The 25,647-nt window shown below is 69.7% G+C and carries 23 protein-coding genes, 1 tRNA gene and 1 pseudogene; 12 read left to right on the forward strand and 13 right to left on the reverse strand.

Features of this window, described 5'->3' with window-relative positions:
- Positions 1 to 104: 104 nt before the first annotated feature.
- From ACIQ7Q_RS07565 to mptB, 4 genes are all read right to left on the reverse strand, one after another.
- Positions 105 to 178: transfer RNA gene (locus tag ACIQ7Q_RS07565), tRNA-Pro, on the reverse strand.
- Between the two features lie 153 nt (positions 179 to 331).
- A complete protein-coding gene (locus tag ACIQ7Q_RS07570) occupies positions 332 to 1,270 on the reverse strand; it encodes a metallophosphoesterase (RefSeq protein WP_403857531.1) in 939 nt (312 codons plus the stop codon).
- A gap of 21 nt (positions 1,271 to 1,291) precedes the next feature.
- Positions 1,292 to 2,521, reverse strand: coding sequence for a glycosyltransferase 87 family protein (locus ACIQ7Q_RS07575; RefSeq protein WP_403857534.1), 1,230 nt, complete (start codon positions 2,519 to 2,521; stop codon positions 1,292 to 1,294).
- Positions 2,518 to 3,984, reverse strand: a complete 1,467-nt coding sequence (gene mptB, locus ACIQ7Q_RS07580) for a polyprenol phosphomannose-dependent alpha 1,6 mannosyltransferase MptB (RefSeq protein WP_403858001.1) — start codon at positions 3,982 to 3,984, stop codon at positions 2,518 to 2,520. Before mptB ends, ACIQ7Q_RS07575 begins: the two co-directional genes overlap by 4 nt.
- A gap of 362 nt (positions 3,985 to 4,346) precedes the next feature.
- On the opposite strand from mptB, the gene ACIQ7Q_RS07585 reads away from it, so the two are divergent.
- Entirely contained in the window at positions 4,347 to 4,811 is a 465-nt protein-coding gene (locus ACIQ7Q_RS07585; RefSeq protein ID WP_356630102.1) for a GatB/YqeY domain-containing protein, read from the forward strand.
- A 178-nt stretch (positions 4,812 to 4,989) separates the two neighbouring features.
- On the opposite strand, the gene ACIQ7Q_RS07590 is transcribed toward ACIQ7Q_RS07585, so the two are convergent.
- Complete coding sequence (locus ACIQ7Q_RS07590) at positions 4,990 to 7,221, reverse strand: transglycosylase domain-containing protein (RefSeq protein ID WP_403857538.1); 2,232 nt, start codon at positions 7,219 to 7,221, stop codon at positions 4,990 to 4,992.
- Between the two features lie 588 nt (positions 7,222 to 7,809).
- Here ACIQ7Q_RS07590 and ACIQ7Q_RS07595 point away from each other — a divergent pair.
- Positions 7,810 to 9,044: pseudogene (locus ACIQ7Q_RS07595) on the forward strand (IS110 family transposase).
- Positions 9,045 to 9,049: 5 nt separating this feature from the next.
- Here ACIQ7Q_RS07595 and ACIQ7Q_RS07600 read toward each other — a convergent pair.
- On the reverse strand, positions 9,050 to 9,751 hold the full coding sequence (locus ACIQ7Q_RS07600) for a hypothetical protein (RefSeq protein ID WP_403857542.1): 702 nt from the start codon (positions 9,749 to 9,751) through the stop codon (positions 9,050 to 9,052).
- A gap of 488 nt (positions 9,752 to 10,239) precedes the next feature.
- Here ACIQ7Q_RS07600 and ACIQ7Q_RS07605 point away from each other — a divergent pair, with 488 nt between their 5' ends.
- Positions 10,240 to 10,584: a WhiB family transcriptional regulator gene (locus tag ACIQ7Q_RS07605; protein WP_356630098.1), complete on the forward strand. Its 345-nt coding sequence runs from the start codon at positions 10,240 to 10,242 to the stop codon at positions 10,582 to 10,584.
- A 355-nt stretch (positions 10,585 to 10,939) separates the two neighbouring features.
- On the opposite strand, the gene ACIQ7Q_RS07610 is transcribed toward ACIQ7Q_RS07605, so the two are convergent.
- Positions 10,940 to 12,226 (reverse strand): ArsA family ATPase, encoded by a 1,287-nt coding sequence (locus ACIQ7Q_RS07610; protein ID WP_403857546.1) that lies wholly within the window; start codon positions 12,224 to 12,226, stop codon positions 10,940 to 10,942.
- Entirely contained in the window at positions 12,223 to 13,185 is a 963-nt protein-coding gene (locus tag ACIQ7Q_RS07615) for an ArsA family ATPase (RefSeq protein WP_403857549.1), read from the reverse strand. Before ACIQ7Q_RS07615 ends, ACIQ7Q_RS07610 begins: the two co-directional genes overlap by 4 nt.
- A gap of 96 nt (positions 13,186 to 13,281) precedes the next feature.
- On the opposite strand from ACIQ7Q_RS07615, the gene ACIQ7Q_RS07620 reads away from it, so the two are divergent.
- The 5 genes from ACIQ7Q_RS07620 to ACIQ7Q_RS07640 all read left to right on the forward strand — a co-directional run bounded on the left by ACIQ7Q_RS07620 (position 13,282) and on the right by ACIQ7Q_RS07640 (position 16,911).
- Entirely contained in the window at positions 13,282 to 13,443 is a 162-nt protein-coding gene (locus ACIQ7Q_RS07620; protein ID WP_356630092.1) for a DUF4177 domain-containing protein, read from the forward strand.
- Complete coding sequence (locus tag ACIQ7Q_RS07625; protein WP_356630090.1) at positions 13,440 to 13,910, forward strand: RidA family protein; 471 nt, start codon at positions 13,440 to 13,442, stop codon at positions 13,908 to 13,910. The genes ACIQ7Q_RS07620 and ACIQ7Q_RS07625 overlap by 4 nt, the downstream gene beginning before the upstream one ends.
- Before the next feature lie 277 nt (positions 13,911 to 14,187).
- Positions 14,188 to 15,057, forward strand: a complete 870-nt coding sequence (locus tag ACIQ7Q_RS07630) for an NUDIX hydrolase (RefSeq protein WP_403857554.1) — start codon at positions 14,188 to 14,190, stop codon at positions 15,055 to 15,057.
- A complete protein-coding gene (locus ACIQ7Q_RS07635; RefSeq protein WP_403857557.1) occupies positions 15,054 to 15,893 on the forward strand; it encodes an MBL fold metallo-hydrolase in 840 nt (279 codons plus the stop codon). The genes ACIQ7Q_RS07630 and ACIQ7Q_RS07635 overlap by 4 nt, the downstream gene beginning before the upstream one ends.
- Before the next feature lie 133 nt (positions 15,894 to 16,026).
- Complete coding sequence (locus ACIQ7Q_RS07640) at positions 16,027 to 16,911, forward strand: prohibitin family protein (protein WP_403857560.1); 885 nt, start codon at positions 16,027 to 16,029, stop codon at positions 16,909 to 16,911.
- 79 nt (positions 16,912 to 16,990) lie between these two features.
- Here ACIQ7Q_RS07640 and ACIQ7Q_RS07645 read toward each other — a convergent pair whose 3' ends face one another.
- The gene (locus ACIQ7Q_RS07645) at positions 16,991 to 17,665 is read right to left on the reverse strand and encodes a Crp/Fnr family transcriptional regulator (RefSeq protein WP_005314425.1); all 675 of its coding nucleotides are present in this window, start codon (positions 17,663 to 17,665) and stop codon (positions 16,991 to 16,993) included.
- 331 nt (positions 17,666 to 17,996) lie between these two features.
- Here ACIQ7Q_RS07645 and nth point away from each other — a divergent pair, with 331 nt between their 5' ends.
- From nth to ACIQ7Q_RS07660, 3 genes are all read left to right on the forward strand, one after another.
- On the forward strand, positions 17,997 to 18,800 hold the full coding sequence (gene nth / locus ACIQ7Q_RS07650) for an endonuclease III (RefSeq protein WP_403858003.1): 804 nt from the start codon (positions 17,997 to 17,999) through the stop codon (positions 18,798 to 18,800).
- Between the two features lie 58 nt (positions 18,801 to 18,858).
- Positions 18,859 to 19,596, forward strand: a complete 738-nt coding sequence (locus ACIQ7Q_RS07655; RefSeq protein ID WP_403857564.1) for an NUDIX hydrolase — start codon at positions 18,859 to 18,861, stop codon at positions 19,594 to 19,596.
- 115 nt (positions 19,597 to 19,711) lie between these two features.
- Complete coding sequence (locus ACIQ7Q_RS07660; RefSeq protein WP_403858005.1) at positions 19,712 to 20,920, forward strand: MarP family serine protease; 1,209 nt, start codon at positions 19,712 to 19,714, stop codon at positions 20,918 to 20,920.
- A gap of 120 nt (positions 20,921 to 21,040) precedes the next feature.
- Here ACIQ7Q_RS07660 and ACIQ7Q_RS07665 read toward each other — a convergent pair whose 3' ends face one another.
- The 3 genes from ACIQ7Q_RS07665 to ACIQ7Q_RS07675 form a co-directional block, all read right to left on the reverse strand.
- On the reverse strand, positions 21,041 to 21,232 hold the full coding sequence (locus ACIQ7Q_RS07665; RefSeq protein ID WP_403857567.1) for a hypothetical protein: 192 nt from the start codon (positions 21,230 to 21,232) through the stop codon (positions 21,041 to 21,043).
- 127 nt (positions 21,233 to 21,359) lie between these two features.
- On the reverse strand, positions 21,360 to 22,307 hold the full coding sequence (locus tag ACIQ7Q_RS07670) for an alpha/beta fold hydrolase (RefSeq protein WP_403857570.1): 948 nt from the start codon (positions 22,305 to 22,307) through the stop codon (positions 21,360 to 21,362).
- A 100-nt stretch (positions 22,308 to 22,407) separates the two neighbouring features.
- Entirely contained in the window at positions 22,408 to 22,899 is a 492-nt protein-coding gene (locus tag ACIQ7Q_RS07675; RefSeq protein ID WP_403857572.1) for a phage holin family protein, read from the reverse strand.
- Positions 22,900 to 23,533: 634 nt separating this feature from the next.
- Here ACIQ7Q_RS07675 and ACIQ7Q_RS07680 point away from each other — a divergent pair.
- A complete protein-coding gene (locus ACIQ7Q_RS07680; RefSeq protein WP_403857575.1) occupies positions 23,534 to 23,920 on the forward strand; it encodes a hypothetical protein in 387 nt (128 codons plus the stop codon).
- A 145-nt stretch (positions 23,921 to 24,065) separates the two neighbouring features.
- Here ACIQ7Q_RS07680 and nhaA read toward each other — a convergent pair whose 3' ends face one another.
- Positions 24,066 to 25,463 (reverse strand): Na+/H+ antiporter NhaA, encoded by a 1,398-nt coding sequence (gene nhaA / locus ACIQ7Q_RS07685; RefSeq protein WP_403857578.1) that lies wholly within the window; start codon positions 25,461 to 25,463, stop codon positions 24,066 to 24,068.
- Positions 25,464 to 25,647 lie beyond the last annotated feature (184 nt).

The raw sequence follows: 25,647 nt of genomic DNA on the forward strand, positions 1-25,647 counted from the left end.
GAATTTCCTTGATCCACTCCCGAGCCACTCCCCAGAGGGCCCAGAACGCCAATCAGGGCCGGTTCCCTGTGAAAGGAAACCGGCCCTGACCTGGTGTTTCACTGTCGGGGTGGCGGGATTTGAACCCACGACCTCTTCGTCCCGAACGAAGCGCGCTGCCAAGCTGCGCTACACCCCGATGTCGCCGGTGTCCCGGCGACATCGATTACTTTAGCCCACCCGCGGCCGGAGACGAAATCCGGTTTCGGGCCGTCCCGGGCGGCCGCCGGCGAGGCAGGGACAACGGCGCGGGCGGGTCGGCGGGAGGCGGGCGGACCCAGGTCGGCGGGGGTCAGTCGCGGGGGACCAGGGTCAGGAGGGTCGCCTCCGGGGGGCAGGCGAAGCGGACCGGGGTGTAGCGGTTGGTGCCGCAGCCCGCCGAGACGTGGAGGTAGGAGACGTTGCCCTCGGCGCGGTGGGTGGACAGGCCCTTGACCCGGTCCGTGTCCAGGTCGCAGTTGGTGACCAGGGCCCCGTAGAAGGGGATGCACAGCTGGCCGCCGTGGGTGTGGCCCGCGAGGATCAGGGGGTAGCCGTCGGCCGCGAAGGCGTCGAGGCTGCGCAGATAGGGCGCGTGGACGACGGCCAGAGACAGGTCGGCGTCCCGTTCGGGGCCGCCCGCGACCTTCTCGTACCGGTCGCGCTTGATGTGCGGGTCGTCGAGGCCGGTGAAGGCGATCTCGTAGCCGTCGAGCTTCAGCCGGCCGCGGGTGTTCGTCAGGTCCAGCCATCCCGCGGCGTCGAACGCGTCCCGCAGACCCTCCCACGGGTTGTGGACGGCGCCGACGGCCGGCGCGTTGCCGTTGAGGCCGTGGCGGCCCTGGGCCTTTTCGAGGAGGTAGCGGGCGGGATTGCGGAGTTTCGGGCCGTAGTAGTCGTTGGAGCCGAAGACGTAGACGCCGGGGATCTCCATCAGCGGGCCAAGCGCGTCCAGCACCTCCGGGACGCCCTCCGGGTCGGAGAGGTTGTCGCCGGTGTTGACGACGAAGTCCGGGCGCAGCCCGGCCAGCGACTGAAGCCACGCCCGCTTCTTGCGCTGGCCGCTGACCATGTGGATGTCGGAGACCTGCAGTACACGCAACGACCGCATTCCGCGTGGCAGAACCGGCACTGTGACTCGTCGAAGCCGGAACGACCGGGCCTCGATGCCCGCGGCGTAGACGAGGCCGGCGGCCCCGGCCGCCGTGATACCTGCGGTGATTTTCAGGGGGAGCCCGTAGCGTGCGCGCATGTGCCCATCGTCGCAGACCCGTCACGGCCCGGGCAGTGCCGGGCGGCGGTCCTCCGCGGACGCGGAGCGGAGGGGCAGCGCGAAGAACAGCCCCAGCGCGATCCACACGTACGTGTTGCCGCCGAGGAAGCCGTCGATGCCGGACGAGTCATGGCTCCACAGCCACACGACGCTGCTGCTCAGTACGAAGGGCAGGGCGATGGCCCAGGTCAGCAGCCTGCGGCGGTCAGGACCGTCGGGTGTACGAAGGCCGGCGGCGGCGAGCAGCACGAGGGCGGGCACCAGCCAGACCAGATGGTGCACCCAGGTGACCGGGCTGATCAGGCAGGCGAGGATCCCGGTCAGCGCGAAGCCGCCGGCATGGTCACCGGCCGCCGTCGACTTGCGTACGCGCACGGCCCACACGACGAGCAGGACGACCACCCCGAGTGCCCACACCGCGCGGCTCGGCTCGTGCGGCTCGGACACGCGGGCCAGCAGTCCCTGCCAGGACTGGTTGGAGACATACGCGAGTGAGCCGACCCTGTCGGTGTTCCACAGGGCGTCCGTCCAGTAGACGCGGGAGGCGTCCGGCGCGATCCACGCGGCCAGGCCGGTGGCGCCGAGTGCCACGGCGGTGGCGGTGGCGGCGGCCCGGGGGCGGCCGGTGAGGAGGAGATGGGCGATGAAGACGGCGGGCGTGAGTTTGATCGCGGCGGCGAGCCCGATGCCGATGCCCGCGTAACGCGACGCGCGGCCGCCGGCGGACAGCAGCCGCGCGTCGGCGAGGACGAGTGCCAGCAGCAGCAGGTTGACCTGCCCGAAGCTGACGGTGTCGCGGACCGGTTCCAGGAGGGCGAAGGCGCAGCCGGCGAGGGAGAGTGCGTACCAGGGTGTCCACCCCTGTCGGCGCACGACCGGCCCGACGGTCCACCGCAGGATCACGGCCGCGGCCGCAGCGTTGAGGAGCAGAGTGAACGCGACCGCGCTCTGCCAGTCGATCAGTGCCATGGGCAGCATGCAGACGGCGGCGAACGGCGGGTACGTGAAACCGTAGCGGCTTCCCGGCACCAGGTAGTCGTAGATGGCGCCGGTGCTCATCCAGTGGTGGACGGTCCCGTAGTAGACGCCGAGGTCGAACCAGTCCCGGTGATACGCCACCGTCGTGCAGAAGAGCAGCACGGCGGCCGCCAGCGCGGCGACGCGGAGCAGGCGTCCCCGCGTGGTCACCGGCCGCCGCCACGTGGCCTCCGTCGTCTCCAGCTGTGTCATGCGGTACTCCCAACGAGCCGGTGTGCAAAGCGATGTACGCCCCACAGCGCCGTCACCGCCAGCAGCCCGCCTCCGACGGCGAGCGCCAACTGCGTGACGTCGGGAGCGAATCCACTGGGCAGTACGGCGAGGGCGAGGACGCCGCTCGCCGCGGCGGCGGTACGCCGCAGGGGCCTGCCCGGCCCTGCGGCAGCGATCAAGAACAGGCCCCACAGCATGTACCAGGGGCGGATCGCGGGACCAAGCAGGGCTACCGCCATCAGGCTGAGTCCGAGCGCGTGGACCGGGCGTTGCAGGTGATGGCGGCGCCAGGCGAGCAGCATGGTGAGGGCGGTAGCGGCCAGACCGAGCAGATGCCAGGCGGGGGTCGCGAGTCGGGCGAGCTCGGCGGGGCCGGTGCCGCCGCCATTCATCAGGGCGGCGGTCGCCCGGCCGAGGCTGGACGTGAGGGACCAGTTCTCCGGGGACACAGGGGTGTCCAGGGTGGCGAGCCACCCGTAACCGGTGCCCACCAGGGCGGTCGTCGCCGCGGTGGTGGCCGCACACACACCGAGCACGGCGAGTGCCGCGGACAGGCGGGGCGCCCGCGCCCACGGTGGGTGCCGAGCCCACACCACGACGACGGCGACGAGCCCCAGCGCGGCGGGCGCCTTCACCAGCGCGGCCAGGGTGATCAACACGACGGCCGCGACCGGCCTGCGGCCGAGGGCGGCGACGAGACCCACGCCCAGCAGGCCGAGCATGAGCGCGTCGTTGTGCGCGCCGCTCACAAGGTGCAGCAGAACCAGCGGGTTGAGCGCCCCCAGCCAGAGCGCCAGTGTCGGGTCGGTGTTGCAATGATGGGCCAACCGGGGCAGGGAAAAGGCCATCAGCACCACGCCGAGCAGCGCGACCAGCCGCATGCCGAGCACCCCCGAGGACACTTGGTCTGCCGAGAACGCCGAGACCGTCGAGACCCCCGAGAACGCCGACAGGTCCGGCGAGTGCACCACCGCCGAGGCGAAGGCCAGGAAGACCGGGCCGTACGGGGCGGGGGTGTCCCGCCACAGCGGTGCGACCTCGGCGGCGAGCGGGCCGCCCAACTGCGAGGGGCCGTGGACGTACACGTCGAGCCGCGCGTCGACCATCGCTCCCTGGGCCAGGTAGCTGTAGATGTCGCGGCTGAACAACGGCGGCGCCACCACCAGCGGTGCCGCCCACAGCGCGAGCGTCACCAGCAGATCGCGACGTTCCGGCGGACGGGAACCGCGCACGGCCCTGCCCACCAGTAGCCAGGCCGTTATCAGGACGACGAGTCCGAAGTACGCGGCGACGAGCCCGATCGCGGCCGGCCCCGAGCAGGGGGCGAGTATCTGCCGCACCGGCAGCGCTCCGGCGCTCACGCCGCCGGCTGCGAGCGCGCTCGAGCCTATGAGCCCGAGCAGTTGGCATTGGCGGAAGTCGACGGCTGTCCTGCCGAGGATGCCGCCGACAGCCCGGCCGACGACGACCCTGGCGAAGACGCCACCAATGACCCGGCCGACCCCCCGGGCGAAGCGACCACCGATGCCCCGGCTGACAACCCTGGCGACCGCGGGGCCGAAGGCCCGGTCGAGGGGGAGACGGAGGGACGGCGGGCGCGACACCTGCGCAGGCTGTCAACGGGCGGTGTCCGAAAGGCGACGCCACGGTCGCCACGGGGGGGCGGTCGCGTGTCCGCAGCCTTACGAGCCACACCCCGCGACCGCCCGGCCCGGCGCCATCGCGGCCCGAGGCACGCCTCACCCCGCCCCGGCGCGCGAAATGCGCGGGCGCTTCCGTCCGCGCACCTGACACACTTGGCCGCATGACCACGCTCAAGTCCAAGCTGCAGGAAGACCTCACCGAGGCGATCAGGGCGCGCGACGAACTGCGCTCGTCCACGCTCCGGCTGACCCTCGCCGCGATCACCAAGGAGGAGGTCTCGGGCAAGACGGCCCGTGAACTCTCCGACGACGAGGTGCAGAAGGTGATCGCCAAGGAGGCGAAGAAGCGCCGCGAGGCCGCCGATGCCTTCGCGCAGGGCGGTCGCGCAGAGCAGGCGGAGCGCGAGAAGGCGGAGGGCGTGATCCTCGACGCCTACCTGCCGCAGCAGCTGACGGACGACGAGCTCCACCAGATCGTCGCGCAGGCGGTCGAGGAGGCCAAGGCAGCGGGCGCTGAGGGACCGCGCGCCATGGGCGCCGTCATGAAGATCGTGAACCCGAAGGTCGCAGGTCGCGCCGAGGGTGGCCGGGTCGCCACCGCGGTGAAGCAGCTGCTCGCCGGCTGAGCAGCCGGTCAGCTGGTCAGTCGGCCAGCTGGTCAGCCGGTCAGTCGGCCAGCCGAGCAGCCGAGACTCGCAGGCCGAGCGCCGCGCCCAGAAAGCCGGCGACTTCGGATACGGCGAAGGGGGAGCCGCTGAACGGGTCCCCCTTCGCCGTGCTCCCTGCACTCCCTGCCTGTGCGGCTTACGGCCAGTTGCCGCCGTTGCCGCCGCCGTTGCCCTGGCCGCGGTTGTTGCCGCCGCCGATCAGGTCCGGCGGGATGGAGATGCCCGGCCACGGTTGCTGCGGGTCGGGCCTGCCGTCGCCCGGCTTCTGCCTGTCCCGGTCCTTGTCCTTGTCCTTGTCCTTCTGGGCGTCCGGTATGTGCACGCTGTTGAACGGCGGGGCGGGCTGGCCGTTCAGCGCCCCGGTCATCGCGGCCTTCCAGATCGGACCCGGGACCGCGCCGCCGAAGACCTTGTCGTGGTACTGGCCGCCGATGGTGATGCGCTCCATCTTCACCTGCTGGCTGGCGCTGCCGACCCAGACGGCACCGGACATGTTCGGGGTGTAGCCCACGAACCAGGCGTTGCGCCGTTCGTCCGTCGTACCGGTCTTACCGGCGTTGTCCCGGCTCTGGAGCCCCGCTTGCTGGCCCGTGCCGGAGTCGACCACTCCGCGCAGCAGGGTGTTTATCGTGTCGGCGGTGTTCTCGTTCATCGCCCTGGAGCACTCGGTCCGCGGGACCTTGAGGCTCTGGCCGTCGGCGGTCGTGATCGACTCGATCGCCGTCGGCGTGCAGTAGGTGCCGCGGTTCGCGAAGGTCGCGTACGCGTTGGCCATGACCAGCGGCGAGATGCCGGTGGAGCCGAGGGTGAGCGCGGACGGCAGTTCCGGCAGCGGCTTTCCGCTGCCCTGCACGACGCCCATCTTGGCGGTGGTCTCCATGACCGGGCAGGTGCCGGTCTCTGCGATCATCTGCACGAAGTAGGTGTTGACCGACTTGGCCATCGCCTCCTTGAGCGCGTACGGCCCGACCTCGGACTCGTTCTCGTTCTCCAGGACCTCCTTCGCGGAGTTGACCCACGGCTTGCCGTTGCAGCCCGGCACCGACTGGGGGTACGGCATCCTGTACGGCGACGGGTACACCTGCGTCGGCGGCTTGCCCTGCTCCAGGGCAGCCGCTGCCAGGAACGGCTTGAAGGTCGAGCCGACCGGGAAGCCGTAGTTCGAGCCGCCCATGCCGTAGTCGACCGAGTAGTTGATCTGGGTCTCGTTCTTGCCGAAGCCGTACGGCTTGGACTGGCCCATGGCGACGATCTTGCCGGTCCCCGGCTGGACCAGCGTCACGGCCGAGGCGACCTTGTCGGTCTGGTGGACGTGGTCCTTTATCGAGTTCTGCGCCGACGCCTGGGCCTGCGGGTCCAGCGTGGTCCTGATCGTCAGACCGCCCTGATTCCAGACCTTGAGCCGGGCCTCCCTGGTCTTGCCGAAGACCGGGTCGGTCAGGAACACCTGGCGGACGTAGTCGCAGAAGAAGCCCGCGCCGTTGACGGCGGTGATGCAGCCGTTCTTGGGCTTGCTGACCTTCAGCTCGATCGGCGTCGCCTTCGCCCGGTCCGCCTCGGCCTGGGAGATGTCGCGGACGTCGGCCATGCGCTGCAGCACGATGTTGCGGCGCTTGGTGGCCTCCTCCGAGTCGTTGACTGGGTCGAAGCGGCTCGGCGACTGGACGATGCCGGCGAGCAGCGCCGCCTCCTCCAGCTTCAGGTCCTTGGCCTTCTTGGAGAAGTAGCGCTGCGAGGCCGCCTCGACCCCGTACGCCTGCTGCCCGAAGAAGGTGATGTTGAGGTAGTTCTCGAGGATCTTCTTCTTGCCCAGCTCCTCCTCGACCTGGATCGCGTACTTCAGCTCGCGGATCTTTCGGCCGAGCGTCTGCTGGGTGGCCTGGGCGACCTTGTCGGGGTCGTCGCCGGCCTCCTCGACGAAGACGTTCTTCACATACTGCTGGGTGAGGGTGGAGGCGCCCTCCGAGACGCCGCCCGACTGCGCGTTCTTGTTCAGCGCGCGCAGCACGCCCTTGAGGTCGATCGCGCCGTGCTCGTAGAACCGGGCGTCCTCGATGGCGACGATCGCCTTCTGCATGTACGGGGAGATCTCGTCGAAGGGCACGACCGTGCGGTCACGTGAGTAGACCGTGGCGATCTGCCCGCCCTCGGCGTCGAGGATCGTGGTGCGCTGACTCAGCGGCGGCGTCTTGAGGTTGGCGGGGATCGTGTCGAACCCCTCGACCGTTCCCTTGGCCGCGAGTCCCAGCGCTCCGGCGGCAGGCAGGGCGATGCCCGCCAGCACCGCTCCGGAGAGCACGCTGACACCGAGGAACTTGGCGGCCTGCTGGGTCCCGGTCAGACCGCCGCCCGAGCGCTTCTTTGGCATGAGGGCAGCCTAATCCGTAGTTATGAGCGTTCCGCAGGAGCATGGGCTTCTCGGAGCGTTCGAGTACCAGACCGTGACATCCAGGTGCAGCCGGGCCCCACGGAGGCCTCAACGTAGATCGGTGCGCGGTCTGGTGCGAGCGGTGGTGGCGGTCACGTGGGCGCCGGGCGGATGCCTAGAAATCACCGGGCCTGGATGCCTAGCTGTAGAACGAGCACCGCTCGGCGCCTTCGCGACCGCCACCACGAGCGGTGTTGGCGCCCGTCGGCGCTGGACGGATGCCCAAAACTCACCCGGCATCGATGCCTATTAAGAGATCGGCGGCGTCCAGGGCCGTCGCGCGTCAACACCTCTCGACTTGATCACGCGTTTGTGTTGGTGGTGCGAGCCCATCGCACGGTGACCTCTCGATACGCCCGAGCCGCCCGAGCTCCCGCATAGACCGAGGCCCGTGGGATGCGCTGGTGCCACGAACGGCTAGTGAGGTGGCGGCCCGACCGCGATGCGGTCGAGGCCTGGGATTAGGTCGCTGCGTGGCCCGCATGCGCTCGTGACCAGCGCAAACGCCAATCCTCGGGGAGGGAAACCTTGATCTACTGCGGAATCGACTGGGCGGAACGAACCCACGACGTCGCCCTGGTCGACGACACCGGCCAGCTGCTGGCCAAGCGGCACATCACCGACGACGCGGCCGGCTACAAGCTCCTGCTGGAACTGCTCGCCGAGTACGGAGACACCGCCGAGAACCCGATCCCGGTCGCGATCGAGACCTCCCGCGGCCTGCTGGTGGCCGGCCTGCGGACCGGCAAGCGCAAGGTATTCGCGATCAACCCAATGGCCGCCGCCCGCTACCGCGACCGGCACAGCGTCTCCCGCAAGAAGTCCGACCCCGGCGACGCCCTGGTCCTCGCCAACATCCTCCGCACCGACATGCACGCCCACCGTCCCCTACCCGACGACTCCGACCTCGGCCGAGCGATCGCCGTCCTCGCCCGCGCCCAGCAGGACTCTCTGTGGAACCGGCAGCAGCTCGCCAACCAGCTCCAGTCCCTGCTGCGCGAGTACTACCCCGCCGCCCTGGCCGCCTTCGCCACCTGGACCAACGGCCTGTGCCGCCCCGAGGCCCGCGAACTCCTCAAGACCGCCCCGACCCCGACCCGGGCCGCGTGACTGACCCGCACCCAGATCCAGGCCGCGCTCAAGCGAGCCGGCCGCGCGGCATCGAAGCCGAGGCCGACCGCCTCCGCGAAGTCTTCGGCGCCGAGTGGGCCCACCAGCCGCCGCTGGTCGAGGACGCGCTCGGCAAGCAGATGCTCGCCCTCCTCATCCAGTTGGACGCCGCCTGCACCGCCGCAGACCAGCTCGCCGAAGCGGTCGAAGAGTCATTCCCCCAGCACCCGGACGCCGAGATTCTGCTGAGCTTTCCCGGCCTCGGCATCCAGCTCGCCGCCCGGGTCCTGGCCGAGATCGGCGACGACCGCACCCGCTTCGCCGACGCCCGCGGTCTCAAGGCCTACGCCGGCTCCTCACCTATCACCCGCGCCTCGGGCAAGAAGTCCTCCATCACCAGACGCTGGGTGAAGAACGACCGGCTCAACCACGCCGGCTACCTCTGGGCCTTCGCCTCCCTACGCGCATCCACCGGAGCAAACGCCCACTACCGGCGCCGACGCGAGCAAGGCGACTGGCACGCGGCCGCCCAACGCAACCTCTTCAACCGCATGATCGGCCAGCTCTACCACTGCCTGAAGCACGGCAGGACCTACGACGAGTCGCTCGCCTTCGGAGCCCCTCCCACCGAGGCCGTTGTCAGCGCGGCTTGAGCCGGTCAGCGGGGAGCGAGACAGGCTTCGAGGGCGGCTCGCTGTCGTGGCGGCAGGTGGTCGCCCAGAGGGATCTTGCGGGGGCTGTGATCGCCCTCGCAGAGCCAGCTCTGTTCGTCATCGTCGAACCACCAGTCCTCGGCGCCCCACATGGGGTGCCCCTGAAGCAGGTGTCTGGCCAACGCCTGGCTCGCCTCGGGCGCACCCTGAGCGACCAGAGCCTCGCCCACCGCCGTCACGGCCTCCTCCGGAACCGCCGCGTCGCCGAGAACAGGCAGAAGAAGGAGGAGGCGGGCGTGAGGGTCGGTGACGCCTGCCGCACCCGGTGGTGCCTCCAGCAGGGCGGCGAGCTCGGGCCAGCACAGCCCGGGGCCGATGCGGTCCTGATCGTCGCTGGCCAGGACGAGATCCTGGCTCCAGTCGGGATGGGTGAGGAAGTAGTCCGTGGTCGTGAACTCCTCGCCGCTGTTGACGTGCACGACGATCGCGAAGCCGCCGGCCAGCGGCACCGTGAACATGGGCCACGCCGACGGGTCGTGGAGTCGGTCCAGCATGGCGGCCGCGTCGCCCGCATCGGAGCCGAAGGCCTCCGGCGCGAACCCCGCAGCCAGGTCCGCCAAGTGCGCGGGCCAGAAGCCCGGCTCATCCAGGAGCGGGTGCCCGTCCACGACGGGCGACGAGGAGTACCAGTGCCGTGCCATCACCATGCCGAGATTCTCCCCAAGCCCCGTCAGGACTGTTCGAAGACCCCTGCCTTCAAGGCCGACTGACTTGACGGCATAGCAACGTGAGGTGTCTACGTTCTCATTCGCCGGACAGGCATAAAGGCATTGGCCTAAGCTGCTCCCAACTGTCACAGCAGTGCGGTTTCGCATCAAGTACCTGACACAACTTCCGCTGTACCCGAATCCGGCGGAAGTGTGTCCGTCAGTCGTGTCCGAATGCGACGCGTGGGTCATCTGTCGTCCCATATGTCCCAACTGAACTGCCCCACAATGTCAGTTATGTTCGATATACCCTCAGGTCACTCCCCTGGGTGATCTGCCGCGTACGCATAGTCCGTTCGGGCCATTCAAGATTGGGCCCCACGGGGGTGTTGCGCTGTGCCCACCTTCCGTAACGTCCTCAACTGGCAGCGGTGAATATGCCGCTGCCGCCGTGGGGGAGCCTCGATTCGGGAGAGGACGGCGCCGGCATGGGCTGGGTAACCGACTGGAGTGCGCAGGCAGCCTGCCGCACTACCGATCCGGATGAACTGTTCGTACAAGGGGCAGCGCAGAACAGGGCCAAGGCGGTGTGCACCGGATGTCCGGTGCGGACCGAGTGCCTGGCTGACGCGCTCGACAATCGCGTCGAGTTCGGCGTCTGGGGTGGAATGACCGAGCGGGAGCGACGCGCGCTGCTGCGCCGGCGGCCGACGGTCACCTCCTGGCGCAGACTGCTCGAGACCGCACGCACGGAATACGAGCGCAGCGCGGGGATATTGCCCGTGGCACTCGACGACGACGAGACCTACGAGGTGTACGCGGCGGTCGGCTGACCGGTCGGGGCGGCGCGAACCGCCGGGTCGGACTCGGCGGGGCAGGGGCCTCGCCGCGGCCGCGGTGAGTGGTGCGCGCTGCTGTGCGTCGTGCGCTGCGGTGAGAAGTGCGCGCGGCGCAGGTGTTCGCAGTGCCTGCTGCGTGCGCGGCATGCCGGGATGCAGGACGCCCTCTTCGCCGTGGGCGCGATCCCATGGCGGGGCGACGCTCTCCGCCGACGCTTCCGGTTGGTTCCCAGCCGCCCGGCGCGAGAAGCGCACAGAGAAGCGCGCAGTCGGGTGGCACGCTCGCGCCTGCCGCGTCTCTGGCCCGCGTCACCGAGAAGACGTCGCCCTCACACCAAGCCCGTCGCCCTCACGCCACGCCCGTCGGCGAGGCCTCGGCCGTCGCGAGGCGGTCGCCGATCGTGCGAAGGCCGGAGAGGTCGTGCACGTCGCCCGGCAGGGCGGGCACCTCTGCGACCGACACCTCCGGGTGGAGCGCGGTGAAGCGGTCGCGTGTGCGCCGCTCGCGGGCGATCACTTGCATCCGTTCGGCATGCAGACGCAGCAGGCCCGCAGTCAGCTGCTGCGGGGTCTGTTCGTCGGAGGCGGAGGCCTCGGATCGCGTTTCTGTGGCGTGACCCGCGGGCGGCGATTCGGGAGAGGGGGCGACGTCCGTGATGTCACGAACACCAGTCTTCCCGGGCCCCTGATCCACAATGCCGTCTTCGTCAAGATTTTCCGCCGCCGCCAGGGCCCGCTCCGCGGACAGCCGCCCCGCCCCGCTGCCGTGCACCCGGTTCAGGACCAGGCCGGCGAGCGGCATGTTCTCCGCCGCCAGCCGCTCGACGAAATACGCCGCCTCGCGCAGCGCGTCCCGCTCGGGCGCCGCGACCACGACAAACGCCGTCCCGGGTGCCTGGAGAAGCCGGTATGTCGCGTCCGCCCTCGTACGGAAGCCGCCGAACATCGTGTCCATCGCCGCCACGAACGTCTGCACGTCTCGCAGCAGTTGGCCGCCGAGGAGCTTCCCCAGCGTCCCGGTCATCATCGACATGCCGACGTTGAGGAACTTCATCCCCGCCCGGCCGCCCATCTTCGCCGGGGCCATCAGCAGCTTGATGAACTTGCCGTCGAGGAACGACCCCAGCCGCTTCGGCGCGTCAAGGAAGTCCAAGGCCGAGCGGGACGGCGGGGTGTCGACGACGATCAGGTCCCACTCGTCGCGCGCCCTGAGCTGGCCCAGCTTCTCCATGGCCATGTACTCCTGCGTGCCCGCGAAACCGGCCGACAGGGACTGGTAGAAGGGGTTCTCCAGAATCGCTCGGGCCCGGTCGGCGTCGGCGTGCGCCTCGACGATCTCGTCGAAGGTCCGCTTCATGTCGAGCATCATGGCGTGCAGTTCGCCGTCGCCGTCGATTCCCTTGACCCTGCGCGGGGTGTTGTCGAGCGAGTCGATGCCCATGGACTGCGCCAGCCGCCGGGCCGGGTCGATGGTGAGGACGACGACCTTGCGGCCGCGCTCGGCCGCCCGGACACCGAGCGCCGCTGCCGTCGTCGTCTTGCCGACGCCGCCCGCGCCGCAGCACACGATGATGCGTGTGTCGGGGTCGTCGATGAGCGGATCGACCTCGAGCCGGGCCGATGCGTCCAGAGTCATGAGCCCGCCCCTTGCTTGCGCAGTTCCTTCGCCAGTTGGTAGAGCCCCGACAGGTCGACTCCCTCATTCAGCACGGGGAGTTCGTACGCACCCAGGCCCAAGGCGTTCAGCGCCCGGCGCTGCTCGCGCTCCAGCTCGACGCGCTGAGCGTGCTCGGCCGCCTGTTCGAGGAGCGGGGTGACGAGCCCGGCGGCGCGCCCGACACCGGCGGCCGTGAGCGCCTTGGTGATGGCCCCGCGCCGGCCGTTCGCGGCGTCGCGCACCGCGTCCTCGTCGAGGAGGTGCGGGCGGACCATGTTCACGATGACGTTGCCGACCGGAAGTTCGGCGGCGCGCAGCTCGGCCACGCCGTCGGCGGTCTCCTGGACCGGCATCTCCTCCAGGAGCGTCACCAGGTGGACGGCGGTCTCCGAGGATTTGAGGACACGCATCACGGCCTGCGCCTGATTGTGTATCGGGCCGATCCTGGCCAGGCCCGCCACCTCGTCGTTGACGTTCAGGAAGCGGGTGATGCGACCGGTGGGCGGCGCGTCCATGACCACGTAGTCGTAGACGTAACGGCCCTGCTTGTCCCGTCGGCGTACGGCCTCGCAGGCCTTGCCGGTCAGCAGGACGTCCCGGACGCCCGGAGCGATCGTCGTGGCGAAGTCGATCGCGCCGATTTTCTTCAGGGCACGGCCGGCGCTGCCGAGCTTGTAGAACATCTGGAGATAGTCGAGGAGGGCGCGCTCGGCATCGATGGCCAGCGCGTACACCTCGCCGCCGCCGGAGGAGACGGCGATCTTGCGTTCCTCGTAGGGAAGGGCCTCCGTCTCGAAGAGCTGGGCGATGCCCTGCCTGCCCTCGACCTCGACGAGGAGAGTCCGCTTCCCCTCGGTCGCGAGGGCGAGCGCGAGTGCGGCGGCCACCGTGGTCTTACCGGTACCGCCCTTGCCGCTGACGACCTGAAGCCTGCTCACGTATTCGAGCCTAACCAGTCGCACCGCGCCCTACGCACGAGGCTGCCTGCGGGCTGCGTCACGAAGCACACGGACGGTGCGGCTACAGTCGCCTCCATGACCAAGTGGGAATACGCGACCGTGCCCCTTCTCGTGCACGCGACCAAGCAGATTCTGGACACCTGGGGCGAGGACGGGTGGGAGCTCGTCCAGGTCGTTCCCGGGCCGAACAACCCCGAGCAGCTCGTGGCCTACCTGAAGCGGGAGAGGGCCTCATGAGCGGCGTCGTGGACGCGAAGCTCGCCGAGCTCGGGCTGACGCTTCCGGCGGTCGTGCCGCCGCTCGCCGCCTACCAGCCGGCCGTGATCTCGGGTGCCTACGTCTACACCGCCGGTCAGCTTCCGATGGTCGAGGGCAAGCTGCCGGTCACCGGAAAGGTGGGCGCGGAGGTCACCCCCGAGGAGGCCAAGGAACTCGCCCGCACCTGTGCGCTGAACGCCCTGGCGGCCGTCAAGTCCGTCGTCGGCGATCTGGACCGCATCGCCCGTGTGGTGAAGGTCGTCGGCTTCGTGGCGTCCGCCGCCGACTTCACCGGCCAGCCTGCGGTCCTCAACGGGGCGAGCGAGCTGCTGGGGGAGGTGCTCGGCGAGAAGGGCGTGCACGCGCGCAGCGCGGTGGGCGTCGCGGTGCTTCCGCTGGACGCTCCGGTCGAGGTCGAGATCCAGGTGGAGCTCGTCCAGGACTGAGCCTTCGGCCAGTACATCCGCGCCGTACGTACGGCCCCGCACCCGCCGGTTCTTCCGGCGGGTGCGGGGCCGCCGCCGTAGGGGGCGCCGGGCCATCGCGACCCACGGGGGCCTCGACTTCGACTCGGAAGAACCTGCGCGGCAGGCGGACTTCGGCAACAGCGTCATGGGCCAGGTCAGCCTGACCAGCAGAGCGGCGGCTACGGCCGGCCGCCCTGTGAGGGGCAGCGCAAGGGAGGCTCTCGAACATCGGCGCGGAAGCGCATAGCATCCGCCCATGTCCAATGGTCAGTGGTACCCGCCGGAATGGCCCGACCGCATCCGCGCACTCGCGAGCGGAGAGCTCACCGCCGTGGCCCCCAAGCGGGCTGCCACGGTGATGCTGCTGCGTGACACGGCGGACGGCACCGCGGTCCACATGCTGCGACGACACACCTCCATGGCCTTCGCCGGAGGCGCGTACGCGTACCCCGGGGGCGGCGTGGACCCGCGCGACGACCGGCCGGTGCGCTGGACCGGGCCCTCCCTGGACGTGTGGGCGCAGCGCCTCGGCGTCGACGACACCGCGTCCGCCCAGGCGATCGTGTGCGCGGCGGTGCGCGAGACGTTCGAGGAGGCGGGCGTCCTGCTCGCCGGCCGCACCCCCGACACCGTCGTCGGTGACACAACCGGTGACGACTGGGAGGCGGACCGGCAGGCCCTGGTCGACAGGGACCTGTCGTTCGCGGACTTCCTGGACCGCAGGGGTCTCGCGCTGCGCTCCGATCTGCTGGGCGCGTGGGCACGCTGGATCACCCCCGAGTTCGAGCCGCGCCGCTACGACACGTGGTTCTTCGTGGCCGTGCTTCCCGAAGGCCAGCGCACCCGCAACGTCTCGACGGAGGCGGAGACCACGGTCTGGATCAGCCCGGCGGACGCGGCGGACGGGTACGACAGGGGCGAGCTGCTGATGATGCCGCCGACCGTCGCGACGCTGCGGACGCTCCAGGCGTACGGAACCTCCGCGGAGGCGCTGCGGGCCGCGGCCAGCCAGGATCTGGCCCCCGTACTGGCCAAGGCCCGGCTGGAGAACGGGGAGGTCGTTCTGAGCTGGCCGGGGCACGAGGAGTTCACCAAGCACGTCCCGACTTCGGGAGGTCGGCGATGACCGACGCAGCGAGCCTGCCGGGCCAGCCCCGTGGCGGTGCCCTGTCGGGGCCCGCCACGGCCAGGGCCGTCAACGTTCTCGCGCCCAACCCGTCGGCGATGACCCTCGACGGCACGAACACCTGGATCGTCTCCGAGCCGGACTCCGAACTCGCGGTCGTCGTCGACCCCGGCCCGCTCGACGAGGGGCACCTGCGGGCCGTCGTCGAAACGGCGGAACGCGCGGGCAAGCGGATCGCCCTCACCCTGCTCACCCACGGCCACCCGGACCACGCCGAGGGCGCCTCCCGCCTCGCGGAACTCACCCGTACGAACATCCGAGCCCTCGACCCGGCGCTGCGACTCGGCGACGAGGGCCTCGCGCCGGGGGACGTGATCACCACGGGCGGGCTGGAGATGCGGGTCGTCCCCACTCCCGGCCACACCGCCGACTCGCTGAGCTTTCATCTGCCCGCGGACCGTGCCGTGCTGACCGGCGACACGATCCTCGGCCGCGGTACGACCGTCGTCGCGCATCCCGACGGCCGGCTCGGCGACTACCTCGACTCGCTGCGCCGGCTGCGCTCACTCACCGTCGACGACGGCATCCACACGGTGCTGCCGGGCCACGGCCCGGTGCTCGACGACGCCCAGGGGGCGGTCGAGTTCTACCTCGCCCACCGGGCGAACCGGCTCGCCCAGGTGGAGACGGCGGTCGAGAACGGCTGCGCGACCCCTGCCGAGGTCGTCGCGCACGTCTACGCGGACGTCGACAGGTCCCTGTGGCCGGCCGCCGTACTGTCGGTGCGTGCGCAGCTCGAGTACCTGCAGGACCACGGTCTGATCGGACAGCCCTGACCGACCCGCGGACCGCCCAGCGACGACCCCGGGGACCTGCCCGGGGAACTGGCCGGCCACCCCACGGCGTCCTGGTGCCGACGATGCTTTACGCTCCGCTTACTTTTGCGGCATCAGTCCCTCGGGGGGAAACGTGTTCGTCCTGTTCGTCATTCTGGTCATCGCCGCCGCGGTGATGTACCTCGTCGCCAGAGGCGGCGACAACCGGGGCCTCAAGCTCGGCGCGGTGGGGGCGCTCATAGCCGGTCTCTTCTCGGGCGTGGTCAGCTGTGTGCACGTCGTCAGCGCCTACGAGGTCGGCGTCCCGGTCACCTTCGGCAAGGTGGGCACGCCGATGAACTCCGGTATGAACATCACCTCGCCGTTCACCAACGTCACGACGTTCTCCACCCGACCGGTCGACCTCAACCTCTCCGACAAGGACGTGGTCGAGGTGCGCTCCTCGCAGGGCGGCGTCATGTACGCGGAGGTGACCGTGAAGTGGGCGGTCACCCCGGCCAAGGCCATCGAGCTCTACAAGCTGGCCGGCAGCGAGGACGCCATCCAGCAGCGACTGGTCTTCCCGGACAGCCGGGAGATCATCCGTAACGTCTTCGCCCGGCACACCAGCGAGGAGGGCTACACCTCCGCGCGCGAGAAGATCAACGCCGAGATCGCCGACCTGATCAAGGAGCGGCTGGCGCCGCGCGGCATCGCCGTCACGACCGTCAACCTGCGCAACGTGCGGCCGTCCGAGCAGCTGCAGGACCAGATCGACCGCAAGATCCAGCAGCAGCAGGCCACGGAACGGGCGACCGAGGCGGCGCGCACCGCGAAGGCGGAGGCGGAGCGCCGGCGGATCGAGGCCGAGGGCATCGCCAAGGCCAACAAGATCCTCAACGACTCGCTCAGCGACAAGGTCCTGGCCAACCAGTGCATCGAGGCGTTCAAGGAGGCGGCACAGAAGAACCCGGTCTACGCCGTGCCGTGCGGCGACGGCTCGGGCAACCCGCTGATCGTGGACGGCACCAAGCGCTGATCCACGCGAAGGGGGCCGCCCGCATCATCATGCGGGCGGCCCCCTTCGCACAGCTGCTCGGTGTGCCTGGCGGGGCTCCTCAACGGGAGCGCTTGGCCAGCCGCTCCACGTCAAGCAGGATCACCGCACGGGCCTCCAGGCGCAGCCAGCCGCGCTGTGCGAAGTCGGCCAGCGCCTTGTTCACGGTCTCGCGGGAGGCGCCGACCAGCTGGGCCAGCTCTTCCTGGGTGAGGTCGTGGACGACGTGGATGCCCTCCTCCGACTGCACGCCGAAGCGGCGCGACAGATCGAGGAGCGCACGGGCGACACGGCCCGGGACGTCGGAGAAGACCAGGTCGGACATCTGGTCGTTGGTCTTGCGGAGCCGGCGGGCGACCGCGCGCAGCAGGGCTGTGGCCACCTCGGGCCGGACGTTCAGCCACGGCTGGAGATCGCCGTGGCCGAGCCCGAGGAGCTTGACCTCGGTCAGCGCGGTGGCGGTCGCGGTCCGGGGGCCCGGGTCGAAGAGGGACAGCTCGCCGATCAGCTCGCCCGGGCCGAGCACGGCGAGCATGTTCTCGCGGCCGTCGGGGGAGGTGCGGTGGAGCTTGACCTTGCCTTCGGTGACCACGTAGAGGCGGTCGCCCGGTTCGCCCTCGTGGAAGAGCGCGTCGCCGCGGGCGAGCGTCGCTTCACTCATCGAGGCGCGGAGCTCCGCGGCCTGCTCGTCATCGAGCGCCGCGAAGAGCGGGGCGCGCCGCAGAACGTCGTCCACGAGTTCTCTCCTTGTCGACCTGCTCAGGGGACGTTGGTCCCATGATGCCGGACCGTGCCGTGCCGGCCCGGGGACACTGTGCCCCGAGGGGCGCCACCGGGGAAACGGACCCTGGTGGTAAACAATCGTGCGATCAATCACAACAAGTTTGACGCACGGGCGCGTCTCCCCCTACGGCAGGGGCCCGATCGGGTCCTGATTACGGGGGGCCGGGGCGGATGTCGGTAGTGGCCTTTAGGCTGGCCGGGTGTCCAATTCGCCGGTGAGAGCACAGGCCGAGGGGGCTGGGAGCGTGTCCGGTAAGGAGAATTCCGCCGTGGGCGAACAGCGGATGCCCAGCTTGGGCAAAAGGAAGAAATCGGTCAAACCGGAATCCCGGCTGGCCATGGTCAGACGCGCTCGCCGTATCAACCGCGAGCTGGCCGAGGTCTATCCCTATGCCCATCCCGAGCTCGACTTCGAGAACGCGTTCCAGCTGCTGATCGCGACGGTTCTCTCCGCACAGACCACCGACCTCCGGGTCAACCAGACCACGCCCGCGCTCTTCGCGAAGTACCCCACGCCGGAGGACCTGGCCGCGGCGGAGCCCGAGGAGGTCGAGGAGCTCATCCGCCCCACCGGCTTCTTCCGTGCCAAGACCAAGGCGATCATGGGCCTGTCCGCAGCCATCCGAGACGACTTCGGGGGGGAGGTCCCCGGCCGTCTGAAGGACCTGGTTTCCCTGCCCGGAGTAGGCCGCAAGACCGCGTTCGTCGTCCTGGGCAATGCTTTCGGCGTCCCCGGCATCACCGTGGACACGCATTTCATGCGGCTCGCCCGGCGGTGGAAATGGACCGAGCAGGACGACCCGGTGAAGATCGAGGCCGAGATCGCAGAGATCTTCCCGAAGAGCGAATGGACGATGCTCTCCCACCGGGTGATCTTCCACGGCCGCCGTATCTGCCACGCCCGCAAGCCCGCCTGCGGCGCCTGCCCGATCGCGCACCTCTGCCCGGCGTACGGGGAGGGCGAGACCGACCCCGAGAAGGCCGCCAAGCTCCTGAAGTACGAGATGGGCGGTCGGCCCGGCCAGCGCCTCAAGCCGCCCCCGGACTACCCGGGCAAACCGGCCCCGGCCCTGGGTGCGATCGAGTGACGTCGCCCCGGACGGAACGATCGAGGTGCCCCGCGGCGTTGTCCGTGAGGGGGTGCCGATGACACGCACAGGAGAAGAGACGTACAAGCGGTTCGACCAGCAGAGCGACGGCAAGGTCGTCGTCGACGGGGACGTAGTCGTCACCACGGAAGGCCTGCCCGAGTGGCTTGGCGCCGTGGTGCGCGCCGCCGACACCGTCGAGCCGCACCAGCTCAGCCGCTTCCTGCCGCCCGAGAGCGGCCACGGCCGCCAGTCGGCGGTGCTCGTCCTCTTCGGTGAAGGCGCAAAGGGCCCCGAGCTGCTGCTCATGGAGCGTGCGAGCACCCTCCGGTCCCACGCCGGGCAGCCCTCCTTTCCCGGCGGCGCGCTCGATCCGGCGGACGGCGACCCGGCGACCACCGGCCCTCTGCGCGCCGCGTTGCGGGAGGCCGAGGAGGAGACCGGTCTCGACCCGTCGGGCGTTCAGATCTTCGGAGTGTTGCCCAAGCTCTACATCCCGGTGAGCAGTTTTGTCGTCACGCCCGTATTGGGATGGTGGCGCACCCCCAGCCCGGTCGGGGCGGTCGATCCTGCCGAGACCGCACGGGTCTTCGCCGTGCCCGTGGCAGATCTCACGGACCCCGCCAACCGTGCGACGGCCGTGCACCCGCGCGGTCACGCGGGACCCGCTTTCACGGTCGACGGGGCCCTGGTCTGGGGTTTCACGGCCGGAGTCATCGACCGGATCCTGCACTTCGCCGGCTGGGAGCGACCATGGGACCGCACCAAGCAGGTCCCGCTGGACTGGCACGCATGACAGGCTGATCCAGTCATGCGCTCCCGGCGGGGCGCGACATCTCGAAGCGGCAGCGCGCCGTGGGCCGACCCAGCCGGACAGAGCACCCGGCGACGACACTGCGAGGCAAATGACGGTGAACGTGCTGGACATCCTGTTGCTGGTCGCCGCCGTGTGGTTCGCGATCGTCGGCTATCGCCAGGGCTTCGTCGTCGGCATCCTGTCGGTCATCGGCTTCCTCGGCGGCGGACTCGTCGCGGTCTATCTGCTTCCGGTGATCTGGAGTGCGCTGACCGACGACTCGGAGGTGTCCACCACAGCCGCGATAGTCGCCGTCGTCATCGTGATCGTCTGTGCCTCGATCGGCCAAGCCTTCACCACCCATCTCGGCAACAAGCTGCGCCGCTTCATCACCTGGTCACCTGCTCGCGCCTTGGACGCCACCGGCGGCGCGCTGGTCAACGTCGTCGCGATGCTGCTGGTCGCCTGGCTGATCGGCTCCCTGCTCGCCCCCACGGCGTTGCCCACCCTGGGCAAGGAGGTCCGCAGCTCGAAGGTGCTGCTCGGGGTGGACCGCGTGCTGCCCGATCAGGCCGACACCTGGTTCAGCGACTTCACCTCCGTGCTCGCCCAGAACGGCTTCCCACAGGTCTTCAGCCCGTTCGCCAACGAGCCCATCACCGAGGTGCAGGCGCCCGACCCGGCACTTGTCGGCAGTCCCGTCGCCGCACGCGCCAAACAGTCCATCGTCAAGGTCGTCGGCACGGCCCCGAGCTGCGGCAAAGTGCTGGAAGGCACCGGCTTCGTCTTCGACCAACGCCGCGTGATGACCAACGCCCACGTCGTCGGCGGCGTCGAAGAGCCGACCGTGCAGATAGGGGGCGAGGGCCGGCTCTACGACGCCAAGGTCGTCCTCTACGACTGGCAGCGCGACATTGCCGTACTGGATGTCCCCGACCTCAAAGCGCGCCCGCTCGAGTTCACCGACTTCGAGGAGGGCGACGCGCGCAGCGGCGACAGCGCGATCATCGCGGGCTTCCCGGAGAACGGCTCGTACGACGTGCGCTCCGCCCGTATCCGCGGCCGGATCAACGCCAACGGCCCCGACATCTACCACCGCGGCACCGTCCGCCGCGATGTCTACTCACTGTTCGCGACGGTGCGCCAGGGCAACTCCGGCGGCCCGCTGCTGACGACCGACGGCAAGGTCTACGGAGTCATCTTCGCCAGGTCCCTGGACGACGCCGACACCGGCTACGCCCTCACGGCCGATGAGATCCGCGAGGACATCACACTGGGCCGCACGGCCAACCAGCAGGTCGACAGTCAGGAATGTGCGCTGTAGAGAGCGATCCGGCGTGTGCCCCGGAGCCCGGCCCCCTCGGCGGACGGCCCCGGGGCTCCGGAAACTCCGGTCCTGCGGAGCCCGGCAATGAGTCCCTGGTGGTGTCCGGTGGGGCCGAGGTCAGTCCCGGTGATGATGGCGCAGGCGCGCGGACACCCAGCGTGCGCGGCGCCTGAGGATGCGCGGAATGCCCATCCCCTGCCCGGGATGCTCGTGGTCCTCGCTCTGGAGGCCACCCGTCTCGTGGGTGATCGGCCCACTGGCCGAGCGGCGGTTGCGTGCTGCGTCACCGTAGTCGTGCGTCCAGCCCATACCCGGACGTCTGCCCGGGCCCCATGGTCGGTAACCGTGCGAGGGGCCGCCAATTGGCCTATGCGCCAGGCAATTGGCTGTTCGTAGGACAACCGTTCTTCCGTGCGTGCGAAAGCACCACGTCGGCCTACCGATCGGGCTCGGGATCCTTGAGCCAGTTGATCAGCTCGTTCGAGAACGCCACCGGATCCTCTTCGTGAGGGAAGTGGCCCAGACCGTCGAACAGCCGCCACCGGTACGGCGCTTCGACGTACTCGCCGGAACCCGCCGCGCTGCGTGTCCGCATCGCCGGATCGAGTGAGCCGTGCAGATGAAGGGTGGGCACACGCACCGGACGCTTCATCCGCCGGTTGAACTGGATGCCGTCAGGACGGGCCAACGACCGCACCATCCACCGGTACGGCTCGATCGAGCAGTGCGCTGTCGACGGGATGCACATCGCCCGCCGGTAGACTTCGACGGCCTCTGCGTCGAGCGGCTGCGGGCCGCACCAGCTTTCGATCAGTTCGCCTACCAAAGCGGCGTCATTCGCGACGAGTTGACGCTCCGGCAGCCACGGACGCTGAAAGCTCCACACGTACGAGCCGGCACGGCTCTGCGCGAAGTCGGACAGCATCGCCGAACGCCACCGCCGGGGGTGCGGCATCGAGGACACCGCGAGCCGGCGCACCAGCTTCGGCCGCATCACGGCCGCCGTCCACGCCAGATACCCGCCCAGGTCGTGCCCTACCAAGGCCGCGTCCGGCTCGCCGAGCGAGCGCACGACACCCGTGATGTCCAGCGCGAGGTTGGCGGGATCGTAACCGCGCGGCGTCCGGTCGCTGCCGCCCACGCCGCGCAGATCCATCGCCACCGCCCGGAAGCCGGCGTCGGCGAGCGCGGTCAGTTGGTGCCGCCACGTCCACCAGAACTGCGGGAAGCCGTGCAGCAGCATCACCAGCGGTCCGTCGCCCATCTCGGCGATATGGAAGCGGGCACCATTGGCCGCCACGTCGCGGTGGGTCCAGGGACCGTCGATGCGTACGGGGCTGCCGAGGGTGCCGAAGCTGCCATGGCCGGAATCAGGGACCGTCATGCTGATGAGCGTGCCACAACTGCGCACCCCTCGTTCGCCACTGTCCGGCCACAGCGGCCGCCGGCCAAGGCTTTGGGCGCCGCTCCGGTCAAGGCTCCGGTCATACGGCGATCTTGTCCTGCCGGGTTCCGGCTGTGAGCTCGGGCTGCCCGGTTCCTCGCGGATGCGGCTTGACGTTGCCCAGTACGGCAGCTGTCTCCTTGGCGGACGCCACGGCCTTCTGCGGGCCGCGGCCTCGCTTCGCCTTCTTCGCGAAAACCATTCCGATCAGGCCGAGCAGCAGGGCCAACAGGACGTTGGCCGCGAAGGAGAGCAGGAAGCAGACCGAGAGGTGCCAGCCGCTCCATGCCCGGATGCCGTAGGCGAGCGCGAAGCTCAGCATCGGCAGCGAGAAGATCAGCACCGCTCCGGCGGCGCTGAACGCGCCACCGCTGACACCGGCCTTCTTCACGTCCTGCCGCAACTGGGCCTTGGCCAGCGCGATCTCGTCGTGTACCAGCGCGGACATCTCGGCGGTCGCCGAGGCGACCAGCTGGCCGAGACTGCGCTCGGCGCCGACAGCGTTCGCTGTGGTGTTGCCGGGATCGCTCATCGCTGACTCCCTCTCTTCATCCCTGGGCCTTGTTACGGGTCCTGTCAGATCATGCCGGACTCGCGAGCATTCTGCCTCGCCCAGGGTTTTGCGGCGCTGCCTGCGCCTGAAGCGCCGCAGGGTGGTGGTTGATGGTCGTTGTTGGTCGCGCCGGCGGCCCTTCGACGGCCCCGAGACGGCCCCGGCATTCGAAGGATTGCGCGAACGCTCCTGAACCTCGCTGTGGTCGACGGTGGCTGCAGCGACCGCCCCAGGACGTCGCCGAGCTCGCGGTTGAACTCGCCGGGGCGGGCGTCGTCGGCATCTCAACGTGGAGGACGGTCCCGGACGGTCCCCACCGGCCCCAAGCAGCAGAGCGAGCTGAGCCATGAAGGACGTGGCGCCCGGACTCTTCGTCAAGGCACGTACCGGCACCCACTGGCTGCCCGGGACAGGAAAGCCTTGGCCAGTGGCACAGACGCTCCTCAGCCTTCACACCTTTCTCCCACCCCGGAGTGCGGCCGAAGCCCCTAAACTGCACAGGAGCCTGGAGGCAGTTGGCATTCTCCGGGCTGTACTCGCGCGCCGACCCCTTGGGGCAGCTCTGACCCGGGCCGGCAGACAGCGCATCGAGCAACGTTCTAGGGGGAACGACTTGAAGTTCATGCCCATGCGTCGGGTGGCCACGCTGGTACCGGCTGCCGTCGCCGCATTCCTCACGGGAAGCCTCATCTCTGCGCCTGCGGCGCAGGCCGACGAGGGGCACGGGTGTGCAGGCGCATACGTGAAGTACACCTCCAAGGGTGACTATCTGTATGTGAAGGACCAGAAGAAGGACGGGCGCACCGTCTTCGTCAATCTGACTGGCCCGGGCGGCGCCAGGGAGTACCACGTGACAAGGGGAGCGGGTAAGTCCTACACGTGGAACCTCGACCGCCCAGAACGCAAGACGAACAAGATCATCGTCTCCTTGGTCAAGGGTGACCCTTACCGCGGCGACAGTGACTGGAAGCACTGCACGACCTTCGAGTTCCGGACGTGACGAGCCGCCTTGCGGCTGACGTTTAGTAGTGATGCGGCCTGTCATCCATGGATGACAGGCCGCATCACGTCCCCGGGGCGCCGGTCAGCGGACCCGGCCCGACCTGGATGGTGGCGGGAGCTCCTCGGTCGAAGACGACCAAGGTCTACGGACTGTCGCCGTCGTCGCGCGACGCCCCGGCCGCTTCTGCCATCCTGCGGTGCTCCTCGGCCTTCTTGTCGTAGATCGCGGCCATCCTCAGGTGGTAGGCCGGGTCGTCCTGTTCGTAGATATCCGGTACGCCGGACATGTCCTCGTCGCGTTCCTCCTCCGCAGACAGGGCTTGGTAGGTGCGTACCCGCAACTTCAGCAGGACCGCGGCGAGAACGGCGGCGATCAGCGACCCCATCAGCACCGCGGCCTTGACCTCGTCCGTCAGCGTCGCGTCGCCGGCGAAGGCGAGTTCGCCGATCAGCAGCGAGACGGTGAATCCGATGCCGGCGAGTGTGGCGAGCGCCAGGACGTCCGGCCAGGCCAGGTCCTCGTTCAGCTCGGCCTTGGTGAAGCGCGCGGCCAGCCACGTGCCGCCGAAGACGCCAAGTGCCTTGCCGACCACGAGCCCAAGGACCACGCCGAGGGTCTCGGGCTTGGTGAAGACATCGGTGAGGGACTCGCCCGTGACGGCGACACCGGCCGAGAACAGCGCGAACAGGGGGACGGCGAAACCCGCGGAAAGGGGACGGACCCGATGCTCGATGCGTTCGCCCGGCGAGTGATCCTCCCCCTCGCGGCGGGTGCAGCGCAGCATCAGGCCCATCGCCACACCGGCGATGGTGGCGTGGACGCCGCTGTTGTACATCAGGCCCCAGATGACGAGGGCGAGCGGCACGTAGACGTACCAGCCGCGCACTCCCATGCGCAGCAGCAACCAGAACACGACGAGACCGAGGGCTGCGCCGCCGAGGGCGACGAAGTTCAAGTCGTTGGTGAAGAAGATTGCGATGATCAGGATCGCGAAGAGGTCGTCGACGACGGCGAGGGTCAGCAGGAAGGCGCGCAGCGCCGACGGCAGGGCCGTGCCGATGACCGCCAGCACGGCCAGCGCGAACGCGATGTCGGTGGCGGTCGGGACGGCCCAGCCGGCAGTGGAGCCGCCTCCGGCGGCGGTAACCGCGAGGTACACGAGCGCCGGCATGGCCATGCCGCAGAGGGCGGCGATGACGGGCAGAGCGGCGGCCTTGGGGTCGCTCAGTTCGCCGGCGACCAGCTCACGCTTGAGCTCGATGCCGGCGACGAAGAAGAAGACCGCCAACATCCCGTCGGCGGCCCAGTGCTGGATCGACAGATCGAGGCCGAGCGAGGCGGGACCGATGTGGAAGTCACGTACGGAGGTGTAGCTCTCGCTCAGCGGAGTGTTTGCCCAGATCAGCGCGGCGACCGCGGCGATGAGGAGGAGCACGCCCCCGAGGGTCTCGGTGCGCAGAGCGTCCGCGACGTAGTTCCGCTCCGGGAGCGAAAGCCGTCCGAGGAACTTGCGGCTGGTGGTGGGGCGGGGCGCGGCCACGGGCGGGGACCTCCGGTCTGGTGGACAGCACAAAACACTTGCCGACCAGACTTCCCGGCGCACCTTGGATCGCACGTTCGCGTCCCTGACTGTGTCATTGACGCGTTGTTTACCCTACCTGGCGGCAGCCGCGGCGGCAGGGGAGGCCGTCCGCAGGCCCCCGGCGCGGTGCGCGCCGGGGGCC

Source organism: Streptomyces sp. NPDC096176 (genome assembly GCF_044763255.1).
Classification (GTDB): Bacteria; Actinomycetota; Actinomycetes; order Streptomycetales; family Streptomycetaceae; genus Streptomyces.